Origin of the sequence: Streptomyces sp. URMC 123 (genome assembly GCF_051386515.1) — a bacterium.
Lineage (GTDB): Bacteria > Actinomycetota > Actinomycetes > Streptomycetales > Streptomycetaceae > Streptomyces.
In genome coordinates, this window is sequence record NZ_JBPQTV010000001.1 from 64,033 (window position 1) to 85,587 (window position 21,555).

General features: G+C 74.5%; 12 protein-coding genes. 5 read left to right on the plus strand and 7 right to left on the minus strand.

Going from position 1 to position 21,555, the window contains the following annotated elements; all coding sequences use genetic code 11:
• Positions 1-6 precede the first annotated feature (6 nt).
• Positions 7-2,259: an ATP-dependent DNA helicase UvrD2 gene (locus tag ACSNOD_RS00310; RefSeq protein WP_436764618.1), complete on the minus strand. Its 2,253-nt coding sequence runs from the start codon at positions 2,257-2,259 to the stop codon at positions 7-9.
• Between the two features lie 250 nt (positions 2,260-2,509).
• Between ACSNOD_RS00310 and ACSNOD_RS00315 the strand changes: the two genes are divergently transcribed.
• Positions 2,510-2,767 (plus strand): glutaredoxin domain-containing protein, encoded by a 258-nt coding sequence (locus ACSNOD_RS00315; RefSeq protein WP_436764619.1) that lies wholly within the window; start codon positions 2,510-2,512, stop codon positions 2,765-2,767.
• Positions 2,768-2,890: 123 nt separating this feature from the next.
• Here the strand turns inward: ACSNOD_RS00315 and nudC are convergent, their stop codons facing one another.
• From nudC to ACSNOD_RS00340, 5 genes are all read right to left on the minus strand, one after another.
• The gene (gene nudC, locus ACSNOD_RS00320) at positions 2,891-3,832 is read right to left on the minus strand and encodes an NAD(+) diphosphatase (RefSeq protein WP_436764620.1); all 942 of its coding nucleotides are present in this window, start codon (positions 3,830-3,832) and stop codon (positions 2,891-2,893) included.
• Between the two features lie 107 nt (positions 3,833-3,939).
• On the minus strand, positions 3,940-5,340 hold the full coding sequence (locus tag ACSNOD_RS00325; RefSeq protein ID WP_436764621.1) for a dipeptidase: 1,401 nt from the start codon (positions 5,338-5,340) through the stop codon (positions 3,940-3,942).
• Positions 5,341-5,350: 10 nt separating this feature from the next.
• Positions 5,351-9,217, minus strand: coding sequence for a UvrD-helicase domain-containing protein (locus ACSNOD_RS00330; protein WP_436764622.1), 3,867 nt, complete (start codon positions 9,215-9,217; stop codon positions 5,351-5,353).
• Positions 9,218-9,289: 72 nt separating this feature from the next.
• Positions 9,290-12,829 carry an ATP-dependent helicase gene (locus tag ACSNOD_RS00335; protein ID WP_436764623.1) on the minus strand — a complete coding sequence of 1,180 codons (3,540 nt, stop codon included), beginning with the start codon at positions 12,827-12,829 and terminating at the stop codon, positions 9,290-9,292.
• A 167-nt stretch (positions 12,830-12,996) separates the two neighbouring features.
• Complete coding sequence (locus tag ACSNOD_RS00340) at positions 12,997-13,527, minus strand: MGMT family protein (protein ID WP_436764624.1); 531 nt, start codon at positions 13,525-13,527, stop codon at positions 12,997-12,999.
• Between the two features lie 215 nt (positions 13,528-13,742).
• Here ACSNOD_RS00340 and ACSNOD_RS00345 point away from each other — a divergent pair, with 215 nt between their 5' ends.
• The 4 genes from ACSNOD_RS00345 (at position 13,743) to ACSNOD_RS00360 (ending at position 20,150) form a co-directional block, all read left to right on the plus strand.
• The gene (locus ACSNOD_RS00345; protein WP_436764625.1) at positions 13,743-16,610 is read left to right on the plus strand and encodes a lysylphosphatidylglycerol synthase transmembrane domain-containing protein; all 2,868 of its coding nucleotides are present in this window, start codon (positions 13,743-13,745) and stop codon (positions 16,608-16,610) included.
• Between the two features lie 108 nt (positions 16,611-16,718).
• Positions 16,719-17,120: a TOBE domain-containing protein gene (locus ACSNOD_RS00350; protein ID WP_436764626.1), complete on the plus strand. Its 402-nt coding sequence runs from the start codon at positions 16,719-16,721 to the stop codon at positions 17,118-17,120.
• An 11-nt stretch (positions 17,121-17,131) separates the two neighbouring features.
• Complete coding sequence (modA, locus tag ACSNOD_RS00355; protein ID WP_436764627.1) at positions 17,132-18,010, plus strand: molybdate ABC transporter substrate-binding protein; 879 nt, start codon at positions 17,132-17,134, stop codon at positions 18,008-18,010.
• 103 nt (positions 18,011-18,113) lie between these two features.
• Positions 18,114-20,150: an ABC transporter permease gene (locus ACSNOD_RS00360; RefSeq protein WP_436764647.1), complete on the plus strand. Its 2,037-nt coding sequence runs from the start codon at positions 18,114-18,116 to the stop codon at positions 20,148-20,150.
• Between the two features lie 151 nt (positions 20,151-20,301).
• Here ACSNOD_RS00360 and moeZ read toward each other — a convergent pair whose 3' ends face one another.
• Positions 20,302-21,480 carry an adenylyltransferase/sulfurtransferase MoeZ gene (moeZ, locus tag ACSNOD_RS00365; RefSeq protein ID WP_436764648.1) on the minus strand — a complete coding sequence of 393 codons (1,179 nt, stop codon included), beginning with the start codon at positions 21,478-21,480 and terminating at the stop codon, positions 20,302-20,304.
• Positions 21,481-21,555: the final 75 nt, after the last annotated feature.

Here is a 21,555-nt window from a genome sequence, read left to right on the forward strand (position 1 = left end):
TTGCGATCAGCCTTCCGACGGCTCGTCAGCCGCCTCGTCCGACGGCTCGTCCGCGGCCTTCCCCGGGGGCTCCTCGCCGGCGCACAGGGCGAGCACATCGGCGCCGAACCGGTCCAGCTTGCGCCGGCCCACGCCGGAGATGCCGGCCAGCTCGGACTCGGTGGCCGGCACCGCCTCGGCGATGGCCATCAGCGTCTTGTCGGTGAAGACGCAGTACGCCGGCTGGCCGAGCTCCTTCGCCTGCTCCATGCGCCATTCCCGCAGCCGCTCGTAGAGGGCCTCGTCGAGATCGGACGGGCAGCCCTCGCAGCGCATCAGCTTCATCTCGCCCGCGTCGGTCAGGGTGCGTCCGCAGACCCGGCACTGGACCGGCCCCCGCCGCTTGCGCCGGCTGCCGCTGCCCCGCTCGATCCCTCCGGCGCCGCCCGCCGCGGCGCCGCGGGCACCCGAGCCCGGCCGCAGCCCGGTCAGGAAGCGGCTGGCCCGTCGAGAGGCCCGGCCGCCGGGGGCCCGGGAGAGGGCCCAGGAGAGGGTCAGATGGACCCGGGCGCGCGTGACACCCACATAGAGCAGACGCCGCTCCTCCTCGACCTGCTCATCGGTCTTGGCGTAGGTGATCGGCATCATGCCCTCGGTCAGGCCGACCAGGAAGACCGCGTCCCACTCCAGGCCCTTGGCCGCGTGCAGCGAGGCGAGGGTGACGCCCTCGACGGTCGGGGCGTGCTGGGCGGCCGCCCGCTCGTCCAGCTCGGCCACGAACTCGGCGAGGCCGGCACCGGTCCCGTCGCCCGCCGCCGCGCGGCTCGCGGCGAACTGCTCCGCCAGCCGCACCAGGGCGGCCAGCGACTCCCAGCGGTCGCGCACCGCCCCCGAGCCCGCGGGGGGCTCGGCGGTCCAGCCCTTGGTCCCGAGGACGGCCCGCACCTGGGAGGGCAGGTCCTCCGCGGCGTCGAGCATGGTGTCGTTGGCACCCGCCCGGGCGGCGCCGCGCAGGGCCACTCCGGCCTCCCGCACCTCGGGCCGCTCGAAGAAGCGCTCCGCTCCGCGCAGTTGGTAGGGGACGCCCTGATCGGCGAGGGCCTGCTCATAGACCTCGGACTGGGCGTTGATGCGGTAGAGCACCGCGACCTCACTGGCGGGGACGCCGGCGTCCAGCAGCTCGCGGATGCGGCGGGCGGTGCCCTCGGCCTCGGCCGGCTCGTCGGGGTACTCCTGGTAGACGGGCTCGGGGCCCGCCTCGCGCTGGGAGACCAGCGCCAGGCGGTGCTCGGCCGCCCGGCCGCGGGCCTGGGCCAGCAGCCCATTGGCGAGGTGCACCACCTGCGGGGTCGAGCGGTAGTCGCGGACCAGCTTCACCACGGTGGCGTTCGGGTGCCGGGTGCGGAAGTCCAGCAGGTGGTCGGGGGTCGCGCCGGTGAAGGAGTAGATGGTCTGGCTGGCGTCGCCGACCACGCAGAGGTTGTCCCGGTCGCCGAGCCACAGCTCCAGCAGCCGCTGCTGCAGGGGGCTGACGTCCTGGTACTCGTCGACCACGAAGTGCTGGTACTGGCGGCGCACCTGGTCGGCGATGTCCGGCCGGTCCTGGAGGATGCCGACGGTCAGCAACAGCACGTCCTCGAAGTCGATCACCCCGCGGTCGCGCTTCAGCTGTTCGTAGGTGCCATAGATGCGGGTGATCTCGGCGGGGTCGCGGGGCGTCTCCCGGGCGACCTTGGCGGCGGCCGCGGGGTAGTCCTCGGGAACGGTCTGGGTGACCTTGGACCACTCGATCTCGCCGGTGACGTCGCGCAGCTCGTTGCGGTCGAGCCGGATGCGGCAGCGGGCGGCGGCCTCGGCCACCAGCTGGATCTTCCGCTCGACGAGCCGGGGGACCTCCCCGCCGACGGCCTTCGGCCAGAAGTACTGGAGCTGGCGCAGGGCGGCGGAGTGGAACGTCCGGGCCTGGACGCCGCCCGCGCCGAGCAGCCGCAGCCGGCCGCGCATCTCGCCGGCGGCGCGGTTGGTGAAGGTGACGGCCAGCACGCTGGCCGGCGGCAGAATCCCCGCGCGCACGCCGTAGGCGATGCGATGGGTGATGGCGCGGGTCTTGCCCGTGCCGGCTCCGGCGAGCACGCAGACCGGCCCGTGCAGGGCCGTGGCGACCTCACGCTGCTCGGGGTCGAGCCCGTCGAGCACCGCGTCGGCGTCCCGCGGCGGGACCGCGTGATCGGCCGCCGTCGGAACCTGCGGGAAGAGCGAGGAGTGCGTTGCTGATGTCACCCCGCCATGCTGCCAGGTCTCGGGAGGCGGCCGGGTCACGTTGTCCACAGCCCGGCCCCTGCGGTCGTATTAATCGGCCGGGGCGCCTGGGGCCCATGGGTCCCTTGGGACAACAGTGACCCATGGGACCGGATGACGTGCCGCTCCGGCGAGCGCCGACCCGCGCTCCCCCGGCGTGCGCGGGAATGGTACGGCGCGGTGGCGCGTTCTCCCACCGCAACCCTCCCCTCCACGAAGGAGCCGATGACCCATGCCGGGCACTGTGACGATGTACAGCACCACCTGGTGCGGCTACTGCCGCCGGCTGAAGAGCCAGATGGACCGCGAGGGGATCGCGTACACCGAGATCAACATCGAGCAGGACCCGGAATCGGCGAAGCTCGTGGAGAAGGTCAACAACGGCAACCAGCTGGTGCCGACCGTGCTGGTGGTCCCGGAGAGCGGCGGCGAGCCGATCGCCATGCCGAACCCGAGCCTGGTGCAGGTCAAGCAGGCCCTGGCGTCCTGACGCGGCTCACCGCGGCGTTTCGACGACAGCGGGACGGGCGCCGCGGCGGCGCGAACGCGGCAGCGTGGAAGAGGGCCCCGGACACAGTCCGGGGCCCTCTTCACGACGCCTTTTCCCGTGCGGTCAGCGCGGCCCGGTGGGCAGCGACTCGCCGTACCAGCGCTCGATCAGTCGAGCGGCGATCGAGATGCCGCTCGGCGGGAGCATCTCGCCCGACTCGATGGCGGTGCGCAGCTCCCGGCGCGAGAACCACCGCGCCTCGTGGATCTCCTCGCCGTCGACCTCGATGTGCGAGGACGTGGCGCGGGCCATGAAGCCCAGCATCAGGCTGGAGGGGAACGGCCAGGGCTGGCTGGCGACGTAGTCCACGTCACCGATCCGCACACCGGCCTCCTCGAAGACCTCCCGGACCACGGCCTGCTCGATGGACTCGCCCGGCTCCACGAAGCCCGCGAGGGTCGAGAAGCGGCCCTCCGGCCAGTGCACCTGGCGGCCGAGGAGCGCCCGGTCCTCCGCGTCCGTCACCAGCATGATCACGGCGGGGTCGGTGCGCGGGTAGTGCTCCGCGCCACAGGCCGGGCAGCGCCGGATGTGCCCGGCCGCGGCGATGACCGTGCGCTCCCCGCAGCGCGAGCAGAACCGGTGGAGCCGCTGCCAGTTCTCCAGCGCGACGGCGTGGGCCAGCAGCCCCGCGTCGCGGTCGGAGAGCAGAGCCCCGGCCTCGCGCAGTCCCGCGGGCCGCGCCGACTGGTCCAGCCGGCCGGGCAGGGCGTCCTTCTGCAGCGCGAAGTAGCGCACGCCGTCCTCGTCCACGCCGAGGAAGTAGCGGTGCGTCTCGGTGATGGGCGCCTCGAAGGCGGGGGTCATCACCAGCTCGGTGCGCCCGTCCGGGGTGTCGTCGACCAGCGCCTGGCCGCCGGAGACCACGAACACCCGGGTCGTGGGGTGGCTCCACGCGGCCGCCAGGTACGCCTCGTCCAGCCGGTGGTGCGTGGCACGGTCGATGCCGCTGGCGGCCGTGAGCGGGATCTGTTCGGCGGTCATGTGTTCGGTCCAGGTGGTCACAGTCGCTTCCAACTCCCCCTGTTGAAACGGGTGGTAATCCGGTGTGCGCGCGGCCGGCCGGGCCGGTCCGGGGCGCGCGGGCGTCGGCGGTCCGGGGCGCGACCGCCTCAGCGGTCCCGCCAGGACTCCGCGAGGTCTCCCCACAGGTACGCGGTGGTCTCCACGCCCTTCATGAGCAGGTCGAGCTCGACCTTCTCGTTCGGTGCGTGCCAGCCGTCGGACGGCACGGAGATGCCGAGGAAGAGCACCGGCGCCCCCAGGATGTCCTGGAGGTCGGCAGCGGGCCCGGAGCCGCCTTCCCGGGTGAAGCGGATCTTCTGCTCGAAGGCGCGGCCCATGGCGCGGACGACCGATCGCAGCGCCGGGTGGTCGAGCGGGGTCAGACAGGGGCGGGTGGCGCCGGTGAAGGTGATCTCGTGGCGTATGCCCTCCGGGAGCCGCTCGGCGACCCAGGCGCGCACGGCGTCCTGGACCGCGTCCGGGTCCATGCCCGCGACCAGCCGGAAGGAGAGCTTCAGCAGGGCGCTGGAGGGCACGACGGTCTTGCCGCCCGGGCCCTGGTAGCCGCCGCCCATGCCGTTGACCTCGGCGGTGGGGCGGGCCCAGATCCGCTCCAAAGTGGTGTGGCCGGCCTCGCCCAGTACTGCGTGCGAGTGCGCGGTACGGAGCCAGGCCGCCTCGTCGAAGGGCAGCTCGGCGAAGAGTTCCCGCTCCTGCGCGGTCAGCTCGATCACACCGTCGTAGAAGCCGGGGATGGCCACCCTGCGGTCCTCGTCGTGCAGGGCGGCCGCCAGCCGGGCCGCCTCGGTGGCCGGGTTGGGCACCGCGCCGCCGAATGAGCCGGAGTGGATGTCCTGGGCCGGCCCGTACAGATCGATCTGGCACTCGACCAGCCCCCGCATGCCCGTACAGACGGTGGGGGTGTCGGCGGACCACATGCCGGTGTCCGAGACGATCACCGCGTCGCAGGCGAGGCGGTCGGCCCGGTCCCGCACCAGGTCGGCGAAGTGCGGGGAGCCGGACTCCTCCTCGCCCTCGATGAGCAGCTTGAGGTGGACGGCCGGGGCGGCGCGGCCGGTCGCCGCGAGGTGCGCCCGCAGCCCCAGGGTGTGGAAGAACACCTGCCCCTTGTCGTCGGCGGCGCCGCGCGCGTACAGCCGTCCGTCGCGCACGACCGGCTCGAACGGCTCGGTGTGCCAGCCGTCCTCCCGGGCGGCGGGCTGGACGTCGTGGTGGCCGTAGACGAGCACCGTGGGGGCGTCGGGGTCGTCGGAGGGCCACTCCGCGAAGACCGCCGGGGCGCCCGCCGTCTCCCAGACCTCGGCGACCGGGAAGCCGGTCTCGCCGAGCTTGCCCGCCAGCCAGGCGGCGCTGCGCCGGACGTCCCCCGCGCGGGCCGGGTCGGCCGATACGGAGGGGATGCGCAGCCAGTCGGCGAGGTCGTCGAGGAAGGCGGCACGGTGATCGGCGATGAAGGCGCGGACGGCGCTGTCCGGGGCAATGCTCATGACTGCGAGCCTATCCGGCCCGGGAGGCACCCTCTGACCCGGTTTCCGCCCCGGTCGGCGGCCCGGCCAGGATGATCCGCTCCAGGGTGGCGCGGTCCGGCAGACGCGCCGGGCGGACCACCTCGCCCGTGCGGACGTGCAGAAAGCTCGCCGTGACGGCGGAGAGCGGCACCCGCTGGCGCTCCGCCCAGGCCAGCCGGTAGATCGCGAGCTGAAGGGGGTCGGCGGACGCGGTCCGGCCGGTCTTCCAGTCGACGATCTCGTAGCGGTGCGGGGTGCCGTGCCCCGCGCCCGTACGATCGCCGGGGTCGCCCTGGGGCGCCGGCTCGCGGTACACCGCGTCGATGCGGCCCCGGACCACCCGGCCGGCGAGGGTGAGCTGGAAGGGCACCTCGACGCGGTACGGGGTCCGGCGGGCGTAGTCGGTGCGGGCGAAGGCCTCCTTCAGGGCCGCCAGCTCCCGCTCGTCCGCGATCTCGGCGGCCGAGCCGCCGTCCCCGTAGGCGTCGTCGTCCAGGAGCCCGCCGGGCAGCTCGTCCGGGCCCAACAGGGGCAGGGGCAGCTCCTCGAAGCGCGACTCGACCCACGCGTGGAAGCGGGTGCCGCGGCGCGCGGCCGGCTTCGGGGGGCGCGGCATCGGGCGCGCGAGCTCCTTCGCGAAGCCCTCCGGGTCGGCCGCCAGCCAGACCAGCTGCGAGGCGCTGAGCGAGGCGGGCAGGGGGACGTCCCGTACGGTCGCACGGGCCCTGCGCAGCTCGCCGGCGAGGGCGTCGAGGTCGCGGTCCCAGGACGCGACGGTGCGGGCCTCCTCCGGGGTGAGGGCGCGCGTCTCGTCCGGGGCGGCGGGTGACAGTACGGGCTCACCGGGGGTGCGCGACCCGGGCACCGCGGGGCGGGCCGAGCGGTCCTCGCCGCCGGGCTCGCCGGGGTGCTGCCGCGCGGCGGGTACGGCCGCGGGGGCCATGCCGTGGCCGGCGTGCCCGTGCCCGTCCCCATGCCCGTCCACGGCCGCGCGCACGTCCGCGTCACCGTACGGATCACCGGCGGGCTCGTCACCGTACGGGTCGCTCAGGGGGCCGTCCGGGAACGGATCGCTCCCGGGGCCCTCGCCGAACGGATCGTCCAGCGGCCCGCCGCCGTACGGATCATCGGCGGGAACGACGTCGTACGGATCGTCCGGAGGCACGTCACCGTACGGGTCACCAGGGGGCTCGTCGCCGTACGGATCGTCCGGGGGCACGTCGCCATACGGATCGCCGACGGGCTCCTCACCGTACGGGTCGTCCTCCGGGGGCGGGGGCCAGTCCGGGTCGTCGGCGACGGCCGTCGCCGCGCCGTCCGCGGTGATCCGCTCCAGATGGGCGAGCACGGTCTCGGCGGCGCGGCGGCGCAGTGCCAGCGCCCCCGCGTCGAGGGGCAGCGGCCAGGGGTGGTCGGCCGCCGCCTCCTTGAGCGCGGGGTTCTCCTCGCCGTCGGCCGGCGCGTCGGCCCACACCTCGATCTCGCCGTGCCCGGCCTCACAGTGCTCGCGGAGCGCCTCCAGAAACGCCGAGGGGCCGCGCGGCCGCTTCTGCGCGGGGCCCCACCAGTGGCCCGAGCCCAGCAGCAGGGAGCGGGGCCGGGTGAAGGTCACATAGCCCAGGCGCAGCTCCTCCGTGCGCTGGTGCTCCTTCATCGCCTCCTTGAAGCCCGCGACGCCCCGGGTGGTCCACTCCGTCACCTCGGGCAGGGTGGCGGCGTCGCCGCGCAGGGCGTGCGGCAGGACCTTGGCGTTGGCCGTCCAGGACTCGCGCGCCTGCTCGCTGGGGAACTGCTTGGCGACCAGTCCGGGGACCGCCACCACGTCCCACTCCAGGCCCTTGGACTTGTGGGCGGTGAGCACCTTGACGGTGTTCTCCCCGCCCGGCAGGGCGTTGTCGAGCCCCTTCTCGTGCTGCGCGGCGGTGCGGAGGAAGCCGAGGAAGGCGAGCAGGGTGGCCTCGCCGTCCAGGGCGGCGAAGCCGGCGGCGATGTCCAGGAAGTTGCCGAGCGTCTCGCGTCTGCGGGCGGCGAGCGCCTGCGGGGAGGCGGACAGCTCGACCTCGAGGCCGGTGGTGGCCAGGACGCGGTGGAGGACGTCCATGAGCGGATCGGCGAGCGAGCGGCGCAGATCGCGCAGTTCTGCCGCGAGTCGGGCGAAGCGGACCTTGGCGTCGGCGGAGAACGGGAGCCCGTCGTCCGGCCCGTCCACTCCCAGGAACGTGTCGAGGGCGTCGGCGAGCGAGATCGTCTCGGCCGGGTCGACGCCCTCGACGGCCTCGGCGAGCCGTCGGTCGGGGTCGGCCGCCGGGTCCGCGGCCGTCGGGCCGTACCGCACGAGGGCCCGGGCGCGGCGGCCGAGCAGCGCGAGGTCGCGGGGGCCGATGCGCCAGCGCGGCCCGGTGAGCAGCCGCACCAGCGAGGCGTTGGCCGTGGGGTCCTGGAGGACCTCGCAGACGGCGACGAGGTCGGCGACCTCCGGCAGGTGCAGCAGGCCGGACAGGCCCACCACCTCCACCGGGATCTCCCGCTCCACCAGTACTGCTTGAATCCGGGCGAAGTCGGACGCCGTGCGGCACAGTACGGCGATCTCCCCCGGCGCGGTGCCCGTACGGACCAGGTGCGCGATGGAGTCGGCCAGCCACTCCAGTTCCTCCGCCTGGGTGCGCAGCAGGGCGCAGCGGACCGTGCCGTCGTGCTCCGCGCCGGGGGCGGGGCGCAGGGCTTCGACGCCCAAGTGGCGCTCGCGCAGGGGGGCGGCGAGCCGGTTGGCGAGGTCGAGCAGGCGGCCGCCGCTGCGCCGGTTCTCGCTGAGGGCGAAGCGCTGGGCGGGGCGTCCGTCGGGGTGCGGGAAGTGCTCGGGGAAGTCGTCGAGGTTGGCGACGGAGGCGCCGCGCCAGCCGTAGATCGCCTGGCAGGGGTCGCCCACGGCGGTCACCGCGTGTCCGGTGCCACCGCCGAAGAGGCCCGCGAGCAGCAGCCGCTGCGCGACGGAGGTGTCCTGGTACTCGTCCAGGAGGACGACCGCGAACTGCTCGCGCAGGAGCGTGCCGACCTCGGGCCGGGTGCGGGCGAGGGTGGCGGAGAGCGCGATCTGGTCGCCGAAGTCGAGCAGGTCGCGGCGGCGCTTCTCGGCGCGGTAGGCGCCGACGAGGTCGAGCAGCTCCAGCCGGGCCCGGGCGGCCTCCGGCAGCTTGCGCAGATCGGCGTTGGTGAGCTTCACGTCCTCCAGGGACCGCAGCAGCTCGGTGTCGTGGGCGCGCAGCTCCCCGGCCGTCACCAGATGCTCGGACAGCTCTCCGTCGAGCGCGAGGAGGTCCTCCACGAGGGCGGGCAGCGACTTGGTGAGGGAGGGGTAGGGGCCGGGCGCCGTGCGCAGGACGCGGGCGGCGAGCTGGAAGCGGGTGGCGTCGGCGAGCAGCCGGGAGGTCGGCTCCAGCCCGATGCGCAGGCCGTGCTCGGTGAGGAGCCGGCCGGCGAACGCGTGGTACGTGGAGATCTGCGGCTCGCCCGCGGCGGCGGGGTCGCCCTCGGCCCAGGAACCGGCGGGGGCGCCCTCGGGCGGGAGGGCGTCGGGGTCCGAGACGCCGGCCTTGACCAGGGCCGTGCGGACGCGCTCGGCGAGCTCGCCCGCGGCCTTGTTGGTGAAGGTGAGCCCGAGCACCTGTTCGGGCGCGACCTGGCCGGTGCCGACCAGCCAGACCACGCGGGCGGCCATCACCGTGGTCTTGCCCGAGCCCGCGCCGGCCACGATCACCTGCGGCGCGAGGGGCGCGGTGACGCAGGACATCTGCTCCGGGGTGAAGGGGATGCCCAGGAGCTCCTTGAGCTGCTCGGGGTCGGTGATGCGTGCGGACACTCCAGAGAGGCTAACGGGGCCCACCGACAGTCGGCGCCGCGTCGGTCCCCGACCGGGGCCCGCCCGGCCGGGTCAGTCCACGATGTGGCCGCCCTCCGGGCGGGCGGAGCAGGCGCTGCGGAAGGCGCAGTGCTGACAGTGCTGGCCCGTGGTGGGAGTGAAACGTTCGTCCAGCACCCGGCCCGCGGCGGTGGCCAGCAGCTCCCCCACCCACTCGCTCCTGGCCTCGGGCACGGGAGAGCCCTCCTGGGACTCCCCGGCGCCCCGTACGGCTGGACCCACCGGAGGCTTCTGACCCTGGACCGTGGGCAAGGCGTCACCGCCCTCCTTCCGGGTGGCGCCCAGGCGCAGGTGGACCAGCTCCGCGCCCCCCAGTTCCGGTGTGCGCCCGTCGAAGACGTCGTCCAGGGCGCCCTCGCGCACCGCGAGCTGGTAGACGGCGAGCTGGGGGTTGCGGGCCACCTCCGGGCCGCTCGGCTTGGTCCGGCCGGTCTTGAAGTCGACGACGTAGGCCCGGCCCTCGGCGTCCCGCTCGACCCGGTCCATGCTGCCGCGAATCCGTACGGCGAACGGGCCGGCGTCCAGGGTCACGTCGAAGCCGTGCTCGGTGGCGACCGCCGTGCGGCCCGCCCGGTCCAGCACGTGCCAGCGCAGGAAGCGCTCCAGGGCCGCGCGGGCATTCTCCTTCTCCTGGCGCGACTTCCAGGGCGCGTCGAAGGCGAGCGCGTCCCAGACCGAGTCCAGCCGCTCCATGAGGACGTCGAGATCGGCCGGGGTGCGCCCGGAGGCCACCTCGTCGGCGAGCACATGGACGACGTTGCCGAACCCCTGGGCGGCCGTGGCGGGCACGTCCGCCCGCACCTCCCGGCCGAGGAACCACTGGAGGGAGCAGGTGTTCGCCAGCTGGTCGAGCGCGCTGCCGGACAGGCTGACCGGCCGGGTCCGGTCGCGCAGCGGCACCGTACTGTGCGTCGGCTCGTACAGGCCCCACCAGCGGTACGGGTGGGCCGCGGGCACCAGGGGCGCTCCCCCGCCGTCCTCCTGGTCGTCGCGGAGGGCCGCGAGCCGGGCCAGCCGGTGGGCGGCCGCGTCGCGCAGCGCCGGGGAGGCGTGCGGGTCGACGGTGGTGGCGCGCAGTTCGGCGACGAGCGCCGCCACGGAGAGCGGGCGGCGGGGCCGGTGGGTGACGTCCCTGGGCTCGACGCCCAGTTCGGTGAGGAAGCGGGAGGGCTGGTCGCCGTCCTCGGCGGGCGCCTTGACGGCGGTGACCACCAGCCGCTCCTTCGCGCGGGTCGCCGCCACGTAGAACAGCCGGCGCTCCTCGGCGAGCAGGGCGCCCGGCGGCAGCGGCTCGGCGAGGCCGTCGCGGCCGATCCGGTCGGCCTCCAGCAGCGAACCGCGCCGCCGCAGATCGGGCCAGAGGCCCTCCTGCACCCCGGCCACGACGACGAGGCGCCACTCCAGGCCCTTGGAGCGGTGCGCCGTCATCAGCCGTACGGCGTCGGTCCGGACCGTACGGCGCGTGAGGGTGTCGGCGGCTATGTCCTGGGCGTCGAGCTCCTCCAGGAAGTTCAGGGCACCCCGGCCGCCGACGCGCTCCTCGGCGCGGGCAGCGGTCTCGAACAGGGCGCAGACGGCGTCCAGGTCGCGGTCGGCGTTGCGGCCCGCCGCGCCGCCGCGGCGGGCGGCGCGCTCCAGCCGCTGGGGCCAGGGGGTGCCGTTCCAGAGGCACCACAGCGCCTCCTCGGCGGTGCCGCCGGCGGCGAGCGCCCGGCGGGCCTCGCGCAGCAGCAGGCCGAGGCGGTGGGCGCCGAAGGCGTAGGAGCTGTCGTGGGCGACCAGGCGCTCGGGCTCGGCGAGCGCCTCGGCGATCAGGGCGTCGGAGGGGCGGGGCACGGGGCGGCCCGCGGCGCGTTCCTCGTCACGGAGGGCGCGGCCCAGCTTGCGCAGGTCCGTACTGTCGAGGCCGCCGAGCGGCGAGGTGAGCAGGGTGATCGCCGTCTCGGTGTCGATCCCGTACGGCGGCTCGGCGGGGGGCGCGGGCTCGCTCGGCCCCTCGGCCGGGGGCGGGGCGTCACTCGCCTCCCGAGCGGGTTGCTCCGGGGCGATGGCCGGGTCCGCCTCGGCCGGCGCCGGGGGCGTGAGGGCCGCCGTGGCGGCGAGGCGGAGGGCGGTGAGCAGCGGCTGCACCGCGGGCTCCTCACGGAGCGGCACATCGTCACCGGCGGTCTCCAGCGGCACGCCTGCGGAGATCAGCGCACGGCGTACGGCCGGGATCGAGCGCCCCCCGGCGCGCACGAGAACCGCCATCTCGCGCCAGGGCACCCCCTCCTCCAGATGGGCCCGGCGCAGGATGTCGGCGATGTTGTCCAGCTCCGCCCCGGCCGTCGGGTAGGTGTGGACCTCGACGCGCCCCCCGTCCCGTACGGGGGTCAGCTCACGGTGCGCCCGTACGGCGTCGGCGGGGAGCCGGGTGAGCGGCATCCGGCGGGTGAGCAGCCGGGTGGCGGAGAGGACGTTCGCACGAGAGCGCCGGCAGGTGCCGAGCACCGTGACGGGCGCGGGTGAGCCGTCGGCCCGCGGAAAGCCGCGGGGGAAGTCCAGGATGCCGTTGATGTCGGCGCCCCGGAACGCGTAGATCGACTGGTCGGGGTCGCCGAAGGCGACCAGGGTGCGGCCGCCGCCGGCCAGCGCCCGCAGCAGCCGCACCTGCGCGGCGTCGGTGTCCTGGTACTCGTCGACGTACACGGCGTCGTAGCGGGTGGCGAGGTCGGCGGCGACCTCCGGCCGATCGGCGAGCAGCACCGCCCGGTGCACCAGCTCCGCGTAGTCGAGCACGCCCTGCATGTCGAGGACGTCCAGGTACTCGGCGAGGAAGGCCGCGGCCGCGCCCCAGTCGGGCCGCCCGGTGCGCCGGGCGAAGGCGCCCAGGGCGTCCGGGCCCAGGCCGAGCTCGCGGCTGCGGGCCAGCACCGCGCGCACCTCGTCGGCGAAGCCGCGGGTGGTCAGGCAGGCCCTCAGCTCGTCGGGCCAGTGGACCTTCGGGCGCCCCTCGCGCTCCAGTTCCACCTGTCCGGCGAGCAGCTCCCGCAGCAGCACGTCCTGCTCGGGGCCGGACAGCAGCCGCAGGGGGTTCGCGAAGAGGCCGGCGTCCTGGTGGGCGCGGACGAGCGCGTAGCAGTACGAGTGGAAGGTGGTGGCCAGCGGGGCGCCACCGCTGCCCGTACTGTCTGCCGCCGGGCCGCTCCCGTCCGTACTGTCGCCGGCCGGGGCGCCGCCGTTCCCGGCGTCCGCCGCGAGCCGGGCCGCGATGCGGTCCCGCAGTTCGACCGCCGCCTTGCGGCTGAAGGTGAGGACGAGAATCCGCTCAGGGTCACCACCCCGGCGTACCCGCTCGGCGACCGCCTCCACCAGCGTGGTCGTCTTGCCCGTGCCCGGCCCCGCGAGCACGAGCAGCGGCCCTCCGGGGTGGTCAACCACCGCGCGCTGGCGCGCGTCCAGAACAGGAGGGCGCGCAGGTCCCGGAGGCGTACGCACCAAGCGGTACGGGCCGGGGGACGACTGCCGTACCTGCTGTTGCTGCGGTGAGCGGGAGGAGAGGGAGGAGCTCACGTGGGTTGCCGGTCCTGGGGGGTCTGCTGGTTGTCTTGTGGCGGTATGTGTCGTATGACGGCCGAGTGGTGAGTGTGCCGAGCCCCGACGCTACGCCCTGGGCCGTCGGAACGGGTAAGTCGATCAGACCGGGGGCCGCGTACCGCGCCGCCCTATGGCGGAAGCTGTCAGATGTGATCCCCCGTACTGTCGTCCGCTCCCTGCCGCGCGCCCCCGCCACCGGGCGGCACGCCGTCCCAGCGGGCGCGGGCCATGTCGATGCGCGGCAGATGGCCGGCGGTGGCGCGGGCGGCCGTGCGCAGCGGGGTGCCCTCGGCGCGGTAGCGCTCCAGCGCCCGGAGCTCATGGCCCGGCAGCAGGACACCGTCCGAGCGCACCACGCGCCACCACGGCACCCCTCCGCCGTACAGCGCCATCACGCGGCCGACCTGGCGCGGCCCACCGGTCCGCCGCCCGTCGCCCCGCCGGCCGCCGCCCTCCCCCGGGCGGTCCGGCACATCGCTCTCGGGCCCCTCGGGCCTCCCGGGCGCACCGCGCCTTCCGGGACCACCGTCCGCGGGCGGCTCCTCCGACGCCAGCCATTCGGCGACGTCCCCGTAGGTCATCACTCGGCCGGGCGGAATCAGCTCGGCGAGCTCGAGCACCCGTTCCGCGTATTCGGGCAGCTCCTGGGCGGCCCCCACCGGTTCCCCACTCATCCCACCCATCCTGCCGCACGGCTCGGACACCGGCCGGCTCCCGCCACCGCCCCCGCCGCGTCCGGCGCACGGGCCGGTGAACCGTACCGAGCACCGGTCACGGAGAGTGCACGACCGGGACCGGCAGCGTACGATCCACTTCCCGCGCCCCCGAAATGCACCCTGATGCCCCCCTGGGACGTCGGGCCATGCCACCATCTTCCGGGCGGTGACTGGTGATACGAGACCAAGAAGACACGGACGACCAGCAGAGCGCGGCACAGCCTCCGGAGCGGCCGGAGAGCGCGCGCGACTCTGCCGGTTCGCCGCGCCCGGACAAGGGCGCCGGCCCGGACCGGCCGCCGGCCCCGGAAACGCCCGCCGAAGCACCGCGGAAGACGCCCGAAGCGCCGGAGCGAGCCTCCGAAGCACCGGACCGGGCACCCGAAGCGCCGGGCGAGGCGCCTGAGGCCCCGGCGGCGGCCCCCACCACGGCTCCCACCGCGGCCCCCGCGGAAACTCCCGCGGCGGCGTGCGAGAGCCCCGAGAGCCATGTGGACCGGGTCTCCGGGGACGAACCGCTGCTCCCCGCGCGCGTGCACCGGCCCTCGGACCTCGTACGCCTGCTGCTGGGCGTCCTGGGCATCGCCGCCGTGCTGGCCATCGCCGCCTTCGCGCACGGCACCACCCAGGGCCTGGAGCAGGACATCGGTGAGGGCACCGACCAGGCGCCCGATCTGCTGACCAGCTTCGCCGGCTTCGCCTCCAGCGTGGCCGTACTGATCGTGCCGGTCGCCTTCGCCATCGAACGGCTGATCAAACGGGACGGCCTGCGCATCGCGGACGGCGTCCTCGCCGCAGTACTGGCGCACGGCGCCGCCCTCGCCACCGATCTGTGGGTCGCCGAGGCGGCCCCGGCCTCCATTCAGGACGCGCTCACCCGCACCGCCCCCAGCGGGGACATCACCGACCCCGTCCACGGCTATCTGGCACCGGTCATCGCCTATATGACGGCCGTCGGCATGGCGCGCCGCCCGCGCTGGCGCGTGGCCCTGTGGGCCGTCCTGGTGGTCTCCGCCTTCTCCGTCCTCGTCGGCGGCTATACGACGCCGTTCTCGATCGCGGTCACCGTACTGATCGGCTGGACGGTGGCGTACGGCACGCTGTACACCGTCGGCTCCCCGAATGTGCGCCCCACCGGACAGCATCTGCTGGCGGGGCTGCGGCGCGTCGGCTTCAAGCCGGTCAGTGCCCTGCGGGCCGAGGAGGACCCGGACGCCGAGCGCCAGGACCGGGGCCGCCGCTACCTGGTCACCCTGGAGGACGGCCCTCCGCTCGACGTCACCGTCGTCGACCGCGAGCAGCAGGCACAGGGCTTCTTCTACCGGGTGTGGCGCCGGCTCGCGCTGCGCGGCATCACCCAGCGGCGCAGCAGCCTCCAGTCCCTGCGCCAGGCCCTCGAACAGGAGGCGCTGCTCGCCTACGCGGCCATCGCCGCGGGCGCCAACGCGCCCAAGCTGATCGCCACCTCGGAGCTCGGCCCCGACGCGGTGATGCTGGTCTACGAGCACACCGGCGGGCGCACCCTGGACTCGCTGCCGGACGAGGCGCTCACCGACGAGCTGCTGCGCAACGCCTGGCAGCAGGTGCGCGCGCTCCAGTCGCGGCGCATCGCCCATCGGCGGCTGGTCGGCGACGCGATCCTGGTGGATCGTTCCGGCTCGGTCGTGCTCACCGATCTGCGCGGCGGTGAGATCGCCGCCGGTGATCTGGTGCTGCGCATGGACGTGGCACAGCTCCTGACCACGCTGGCGCTGCGGGTGGGCGCCGAGCGCTCGGTGGCCGCCGCGGTGGACGTCATCGGCTCGCAGGCGGTCGCCGACAGCCTTCCGCTGCTCCAGCCGATCGCCCTCAGCCGCTCCACCCGGGCCACGCTCCGCCAGCTCGCCAAGGACCGGGCGCGGCGGGAGCGGGAGGCGGTGCTGGAGGCCGCCCGGGCGGCGAAGGAGGCCAAGGAGGACATCCGCAAGGACGAGCTGGAGGAGGCCAAGCAGGAGGCGCGCCAGGAGGTCCGGGCGGAGGAGCGGGAGGAGGGCCGCGAAGAGGACCTGCTCGCGCAGATCCGCCAGCAGGTGCTGCTGATCCTGCCCCAGGCCCCGGTGGAGCCGGCCCGCCTGGAGCGCATCCGGCCGCGCACCCTGGTGAGCTGGATCGCCGGCGCGTTCGCGGCCTACTTCCTGCTCTCCCAGATCACCCACATCAAGCTGGGCGAGGTCGTCTCCAACGCCAACTGGGCGTGGGTGGCCACAGCCCTGCTGTTCTCGGCGCTCACCTATGTGGCCGCCGCCATGAGCCTGCTGGGCTTCGTGCCGGAGAAGGTGCCGTTCCCGCGCACCGTACTGGCGCAGGTCGCCGGCTCCTTCGTGAAGCTCGTGGCGCCCGCGGCGGTCGGCGGTGTCGCGCTCAACGCCCGCTTCCTCCAGCGGGCGGGGGTACGGCCGGGTCTGGCGGTGGCCAGTGTCGGCGCCTCCCAGCTCTTCGGACTGGGCAGCCACATCATCCTCCTGCTGGCGTTCGGCTATGTCACCGGCACCGAGCGGACCTCGTCCTCCCTGCTGCCCTCCCGCACGGTGATCGCCGGACTGCTCACGGCGGCCGTCCTGGTGCTGGTGGTGACCGCGATCCCCGCGCTGCGGAAGTTCGTGGTCACCCGGCTGCGGTCGCTGTTCGCGGGCGTCGTCCCGCGCATGCTCGACATCCTCCAGCGCCCCCAGAAGCTGATCACGGGCATCGGCGGCATGCTGCTGCTGACCGGCTCGTTCGTGATGTGTCTGGACGCCTCGATCCGGGCGTTCGGCGGGGAGCTCAGCTACGCGACCATCGCGGTCGTCTTCCTGGCGGGCAACGCGCTGGGGTCGGCCGCGCCGACGCCCGGCGGTGTGGGCGCCGTCGAGACAGCACTGATCACCGCGCTGACGCTGGCAGGACTGCCGTACGAGATCGCGGCTCCGTCCGTACTGCTCTTCCGGCTGATGACCTTCTGGCTCCCGGTGCTTCCCGGGTGGCTGTCCTTCACGCATCTGACGCGCAAGGGCGAGCTCTGACCGACCGGGGGCAGCGACCCGGGCAGCCCACCAGGGGCCTCGCATCCGCTGGGCGAATGCCCTGATCACGCTTGCACATGCGAGCCGTCCGGCCCTACATTCCCGCATATGCGGTCCTACACCATCGGCCGGGCGGCGCGGCTGCTCGGAGTCAGCCCCGACACCGTCCGCCGCTGGGCCGACGCGGAGCGGCTGCCCACCCACCGGGACGAGGCCGGCCGGCGGTTGATCGACGGCCGGGACCTGGCCGCCTTCTCCGTCACGCTCGCCGCGGAGGCGCAGTCCTCCGACCCGGACACCCAGCCGTACACCACCGCCCGCAACGCCTTCCCCGGCATCATCACCGCCGTGAAGCTCGGTGACGTGGCCGCGCAGGTGGAGGTGCAGGCGGGGCCGCACCGGCTCGTCTCCCTGCTCACCCGCGAGGCCGTCGAGGAGCTCGGGCTGGCCGTCGGCATGGAGGCCGTGGCCCGGGTGAAGTCCACCAACGTCCACATCGACCGCGCCTGAGGCCTTCGACCATGAGTCCTGCACCCGCGAGCCCCACGACCACAAGCCGTAGATCACCGGGGCGCGCGCCGAGCCGTACGCCGGCGAGCCCCACGGCCGCCCGCCGCGGACGGCTGCGCGCGCTGGCCGCCCCGCTCGTGGGCGCGCTGCTGATACCGCTGGCGGCGGCGTGCGGCCCGGACAGCGGCGCCTCCTCGTCCGCGCCGGCCGGCGGCGACGCCTCGACCACCACGCTGACCGTCCTGGCCGCCGCCTCGCTCACCGATGTGTTCCAGCAGGCCGGCAAGGCCTACGAGAAGAGCCACCCCGGCACCCGGCTGCGGTTCTCCTTCGCCGGCTCCCAGGAGCTGGCCTCCCAGGTCCGGCAGGGGGTGCCGGCCGACGCGCTGGTGACCGCCGACTCCACGACCATGGACGGCCTCAAGGGCGAGACCGGCGAGGCGCGCACCATCGCCAGGAACCGGCTGACCATCGCCACCGCCCCCGGCAATCCGCACGGCATCAAGGGCCTGGCCGACCTCGGACGCGGCGACCTGAAGGTGGTCCTGGCCGCGCCCGAGGTGCCCGTGGGCCGGTACGGCCGGCAGATCCTGGACCGGCAGCAGGTCACGGTCACGCCCGTGTCGCAGGAGCCGAACGTGCGCGCAGTACTGAGCAAGGTGCGGCTCGGGGAGGCCGACGCGGGCCTCGTGTACGCCACGGACGCGGCGAGCGCGAAGGGGAAGGTGGCCACCGTCACGGTGCCCGACGAACAGAACGCGATCGCCTCCTACCCCGCCGCCGTGCTCAAGGGATCGCGGCACGCGGCCGCGGCCGAGAAGTTCGTGGCCTGGCTCGGCTCCGAGGAGGCGCAGACCCTGCTGCGGAGCGCGGGGTTCCAGAAGCCATGAGCACCGCGGCAGGGTGGTGGCGGCCGTGACGTCCCACGCCGCCCCGGGCACCGACCGCCGGGGAGAACACGCCCCCGGCGGAGCGCTCAGGGGGCGCCGGCGGGTGCCGGGTCGCGCACCTCTCACGCTCACGCTTCCCGCAGTACTGGCCGTCGTCTTCCTGCTGCTGCCGCTCGCGGGGGTGCTGGCCGGCACGCCCTGGGGCGAGCTCCCCGCCCGTCTGACCGCACCGGCCGTCACCGAGGCACTCGGTCTCTCGCTGGTCGTCTCGGGCTGGGCGCTGGCGGTCTCGCTGCTCCTCGGGGTGCCGTTGGCCTGGCTGCTGGCGCGGGTGGAGTTCCCCGGGAAGGCGTTCGTGCGCTGCCTGGTCATGCTGCCGATGGTGCTGCCGCCGACCGTCGCCGGGGTGGCGCTGCTGCAGGGCTACGGGCGGCGCGGACTGCTCGGCGGCCCGCTGGAGGACTGGTTCGGCGTGACGCTGCCGTTCTCCACCGCGGGCGCGGTGGTCGCCTCGGCCTTTGTCTCGCTGCCCTTTCTGGTGATCAGCCTGGAGGGGGCGCTCGCCGGTCTCCCCCCGCGCTACGAGGAGACGGCGATGAGCCTGGGGGCGTCGCCGCGGCATGTGTTCCGTACGGTGACGCTGCCGATGGTGGCGCCAGGACTGCTCGCCGGGGGCGCGCTGTGCTGGGCCCGGGCCCTGGGCGAGTTCGGGGCGACGATCACCTTCGCGGGGAATCTGCCCGGTACGACACAGACGCTGCCGCTCCAGGTGTATCTGCTGCTGCAGGAGGACCCGGCCGGAGCGACGGCGGTGTCCCTTCTGCTGCTCGTCATCGCGACGACCGTACTGCTCGCGCTGCGGGGCCGGTGGCTGGGAGCGGAGCGGCGGCCCTCGGCAGCGCCGGAGGAGCGGCCCGCGGCGGTTCCGGAGGGGCGGCCGGGAGAGCGGCCGGAAGCGGCGCGGAACGGCGGAGCGGCTCACGGCAGCGCGGTGGCGACGGCGGCCCAGGGGCCTGCCGCCCGCCCCGCCGCCCGTTCTGCCGCCGGCCCCCGCGGTTCTGTCGCCGCCCTGCCCGAGGACGGGCTCCCCGGGCGGGAGCCCGCGCTCCGGCCGCTGGAGGCCGAGGTGGTGGGCGCCACCGAGACCACCCTGTCGGTCCCCGGCGGCACGACCGTCGCCGTCGTCGGCCCCAACGGCGCCGGCAAGACCACGCTGCTGCGGGCCCTGCTCGGGCTCACCCCGCGCGCTCACGCGCGGCGCCTGCGGCTCGGCGACGACGACGTGTCCACCATGCCCCCGCACCGCCGCGGCATCGCCTGGGTGCCCCAGGACGGCGCGCTGTTCCCCCATCTGACGGCGCTGGCGAACACCGCGTACGGGCTGCGCGCCCAGGGCGTGCGGCGGGCCGACGCCCTGCGCGAGGCCGCCGGATGGCTGGACCGGCTCGGTGTCGGCGACCTCGCCCGGCGCCGGCCCGCGCAGCTCTCCGGCGGCCAGGCGCAACGCGTGGCGCTGGCCCGGGCCCTCGCCGCGCGGCCCCGGCTGCTGCTGCTCGACGAGCCGCTGGCGGCGCTCGACCAGACGACGCGCGCCCGGGTGCGGCACACCCTGCGCACGCATCTGGCGGGCTTCCCCGGGGCCTGCCTGATCGTCACCCACGACCCGGTCGAGGCGGTCTCGCTCGCCGATCGGGTGCTGGTCCTGGAGGGGGGCCGGGCCGCGCAGTACGCCGCGCCCGCCGAGGTGGCCCGGCACCCCCGCTCGCCGTGGGTGGCCCGGATGCTCGGGCGGAACGCCTGGCCCGGTACGGCGAAGGGCGACGGTCTCGAACTCGCCTGCGGCGGGCGGCTGCTGGCGGCCGAGCCACTGCCGACGGAGGGCTCCCGGGGGCTCGCCGTGGTGGGGCCCGAGGCGGTGTCGCTGCACCGGGAACGACCGTCCGGCAGCCCTCGTAACGTCTGGGCGGGGACGGTCCGTGAGATCACCGCGCAGGGCGGGCGGCTGCGGGTGCTGGTCGGCGGCGAGCCGGAGGTGATCGCCGAGATCACCCCCGCGGCGGCAGCGGACCTGGGGCTCGCGGAGGGCGCGTCGGTGTGGGTCGGCATCAAGGCGACCGAGGTGACCCTGGTGGCGCTCTGAAGAGCTCCGCGGCGCCCCGAGGGTGCCCTCGAAACGCCCCCTGAGGACGACTGCGCGGGCCGGGGCCCCACGAACGCGCCCGAATGCCGAAGCGCCGGGCGGGCCGCCTCCGCGGTCCACCCGGCGCCGGAGAACTCGGCGTCTCAGGTGATCAGTACACCGGCTTGGCCGGTTCGATCTGATGGACCCAGCCGATGACGCCCCCGCCGACGTGGACCGCGTCCGCGAAGCCCGCGTTCTTCAGTACGGCGAGAACTTCCGCGGATCGGACACCCGTCTTGCAATGCAGGACGATCTTCTTGTCCTGCGGCAGATCCTGGAGGGCGTTGCCCATCAGGAACTCGTTCTTCGGGATCAGCCGGGCACCCGGGATCGAGACGATCTCGTACTCGTTGGGCTCGCGGACATCGATGATGTCGATGTTCTCGCCGGCGTCCATCCACTCCTTGAGCTGCGCGGGGGTGATGGTGGAGCCCATCGCCGCCGCCTGCGCCTCGTCCGAGACGACCCCGCAGAACGCCTCGTAGTCGATCAGCTCGGTCACCGTGGGGTTCTTGCCGCAGACCGCGCACTCGGGGTCCTTGCGGACCTTGACCTGGCGGTAGGACATCTCCAGGGCGTCGTAGATCATCAGCCGGCCGACCAGCGGCTCGCCGGTGCCGGTCAGCACCTTGATCGCCTCGGTGACCTGAATGGAGCCGATGGACGCGCACAGCACGCCCAGCACGCCGCCCTCGGCGCAGGAGGGCACCATGCCGGGCGGCGGGGGCTCGGGGTAGAGGCAGCGGTAGCAGGGCCCGTGCTCGGACCAGAAGACGGACGCCTGACCGTCGAAGCGGTAGATCGACCCCCACACGTACGGCTTGTTCAGCAGCACACAGGCGTCGTTGACCAGGTAGCGGGTGGCGAAGTTGTCCGTGCCGTCCACGATCAGGTCGTACTGGGCGAAGATCTCCATCACATTGGAGGAGTCCAGCCGCTCCTGGTGCAGATTGACCCGGACATACGGGTTGATGCCCAGGACGGAGTCCCGCGCGGACTCCGCCTTGGACCGGCCGATGTCCGCCTGGCTGTGAATGATCTGGCGCTGGAGGTTCGACTCGTCGACCTCGTCGAACTCCACGATGCCGAGGGTGCCGACACCGGCCGCGGCCAGGTACATCAGCGCGGGAGAACCCAGGCCGCCGGCGCCGACGCACAGCACCTTGGCGTTCTTCAGGCGCTTCTGTCCGTCCATCCCGACATCGGGGATGATCAGATGACGGGAGTACCTGCGGACCTCGTCGACGGTGAGCTCGGCGGCCGGCTCGACCAGTGGTGGCAGCGACACGGGGTCTCCGTTGGTCGGTGACATGGGGATCATCCCCGCGTCAGCGGGGTGTTTTCTCCCCGTAACACTGCCACG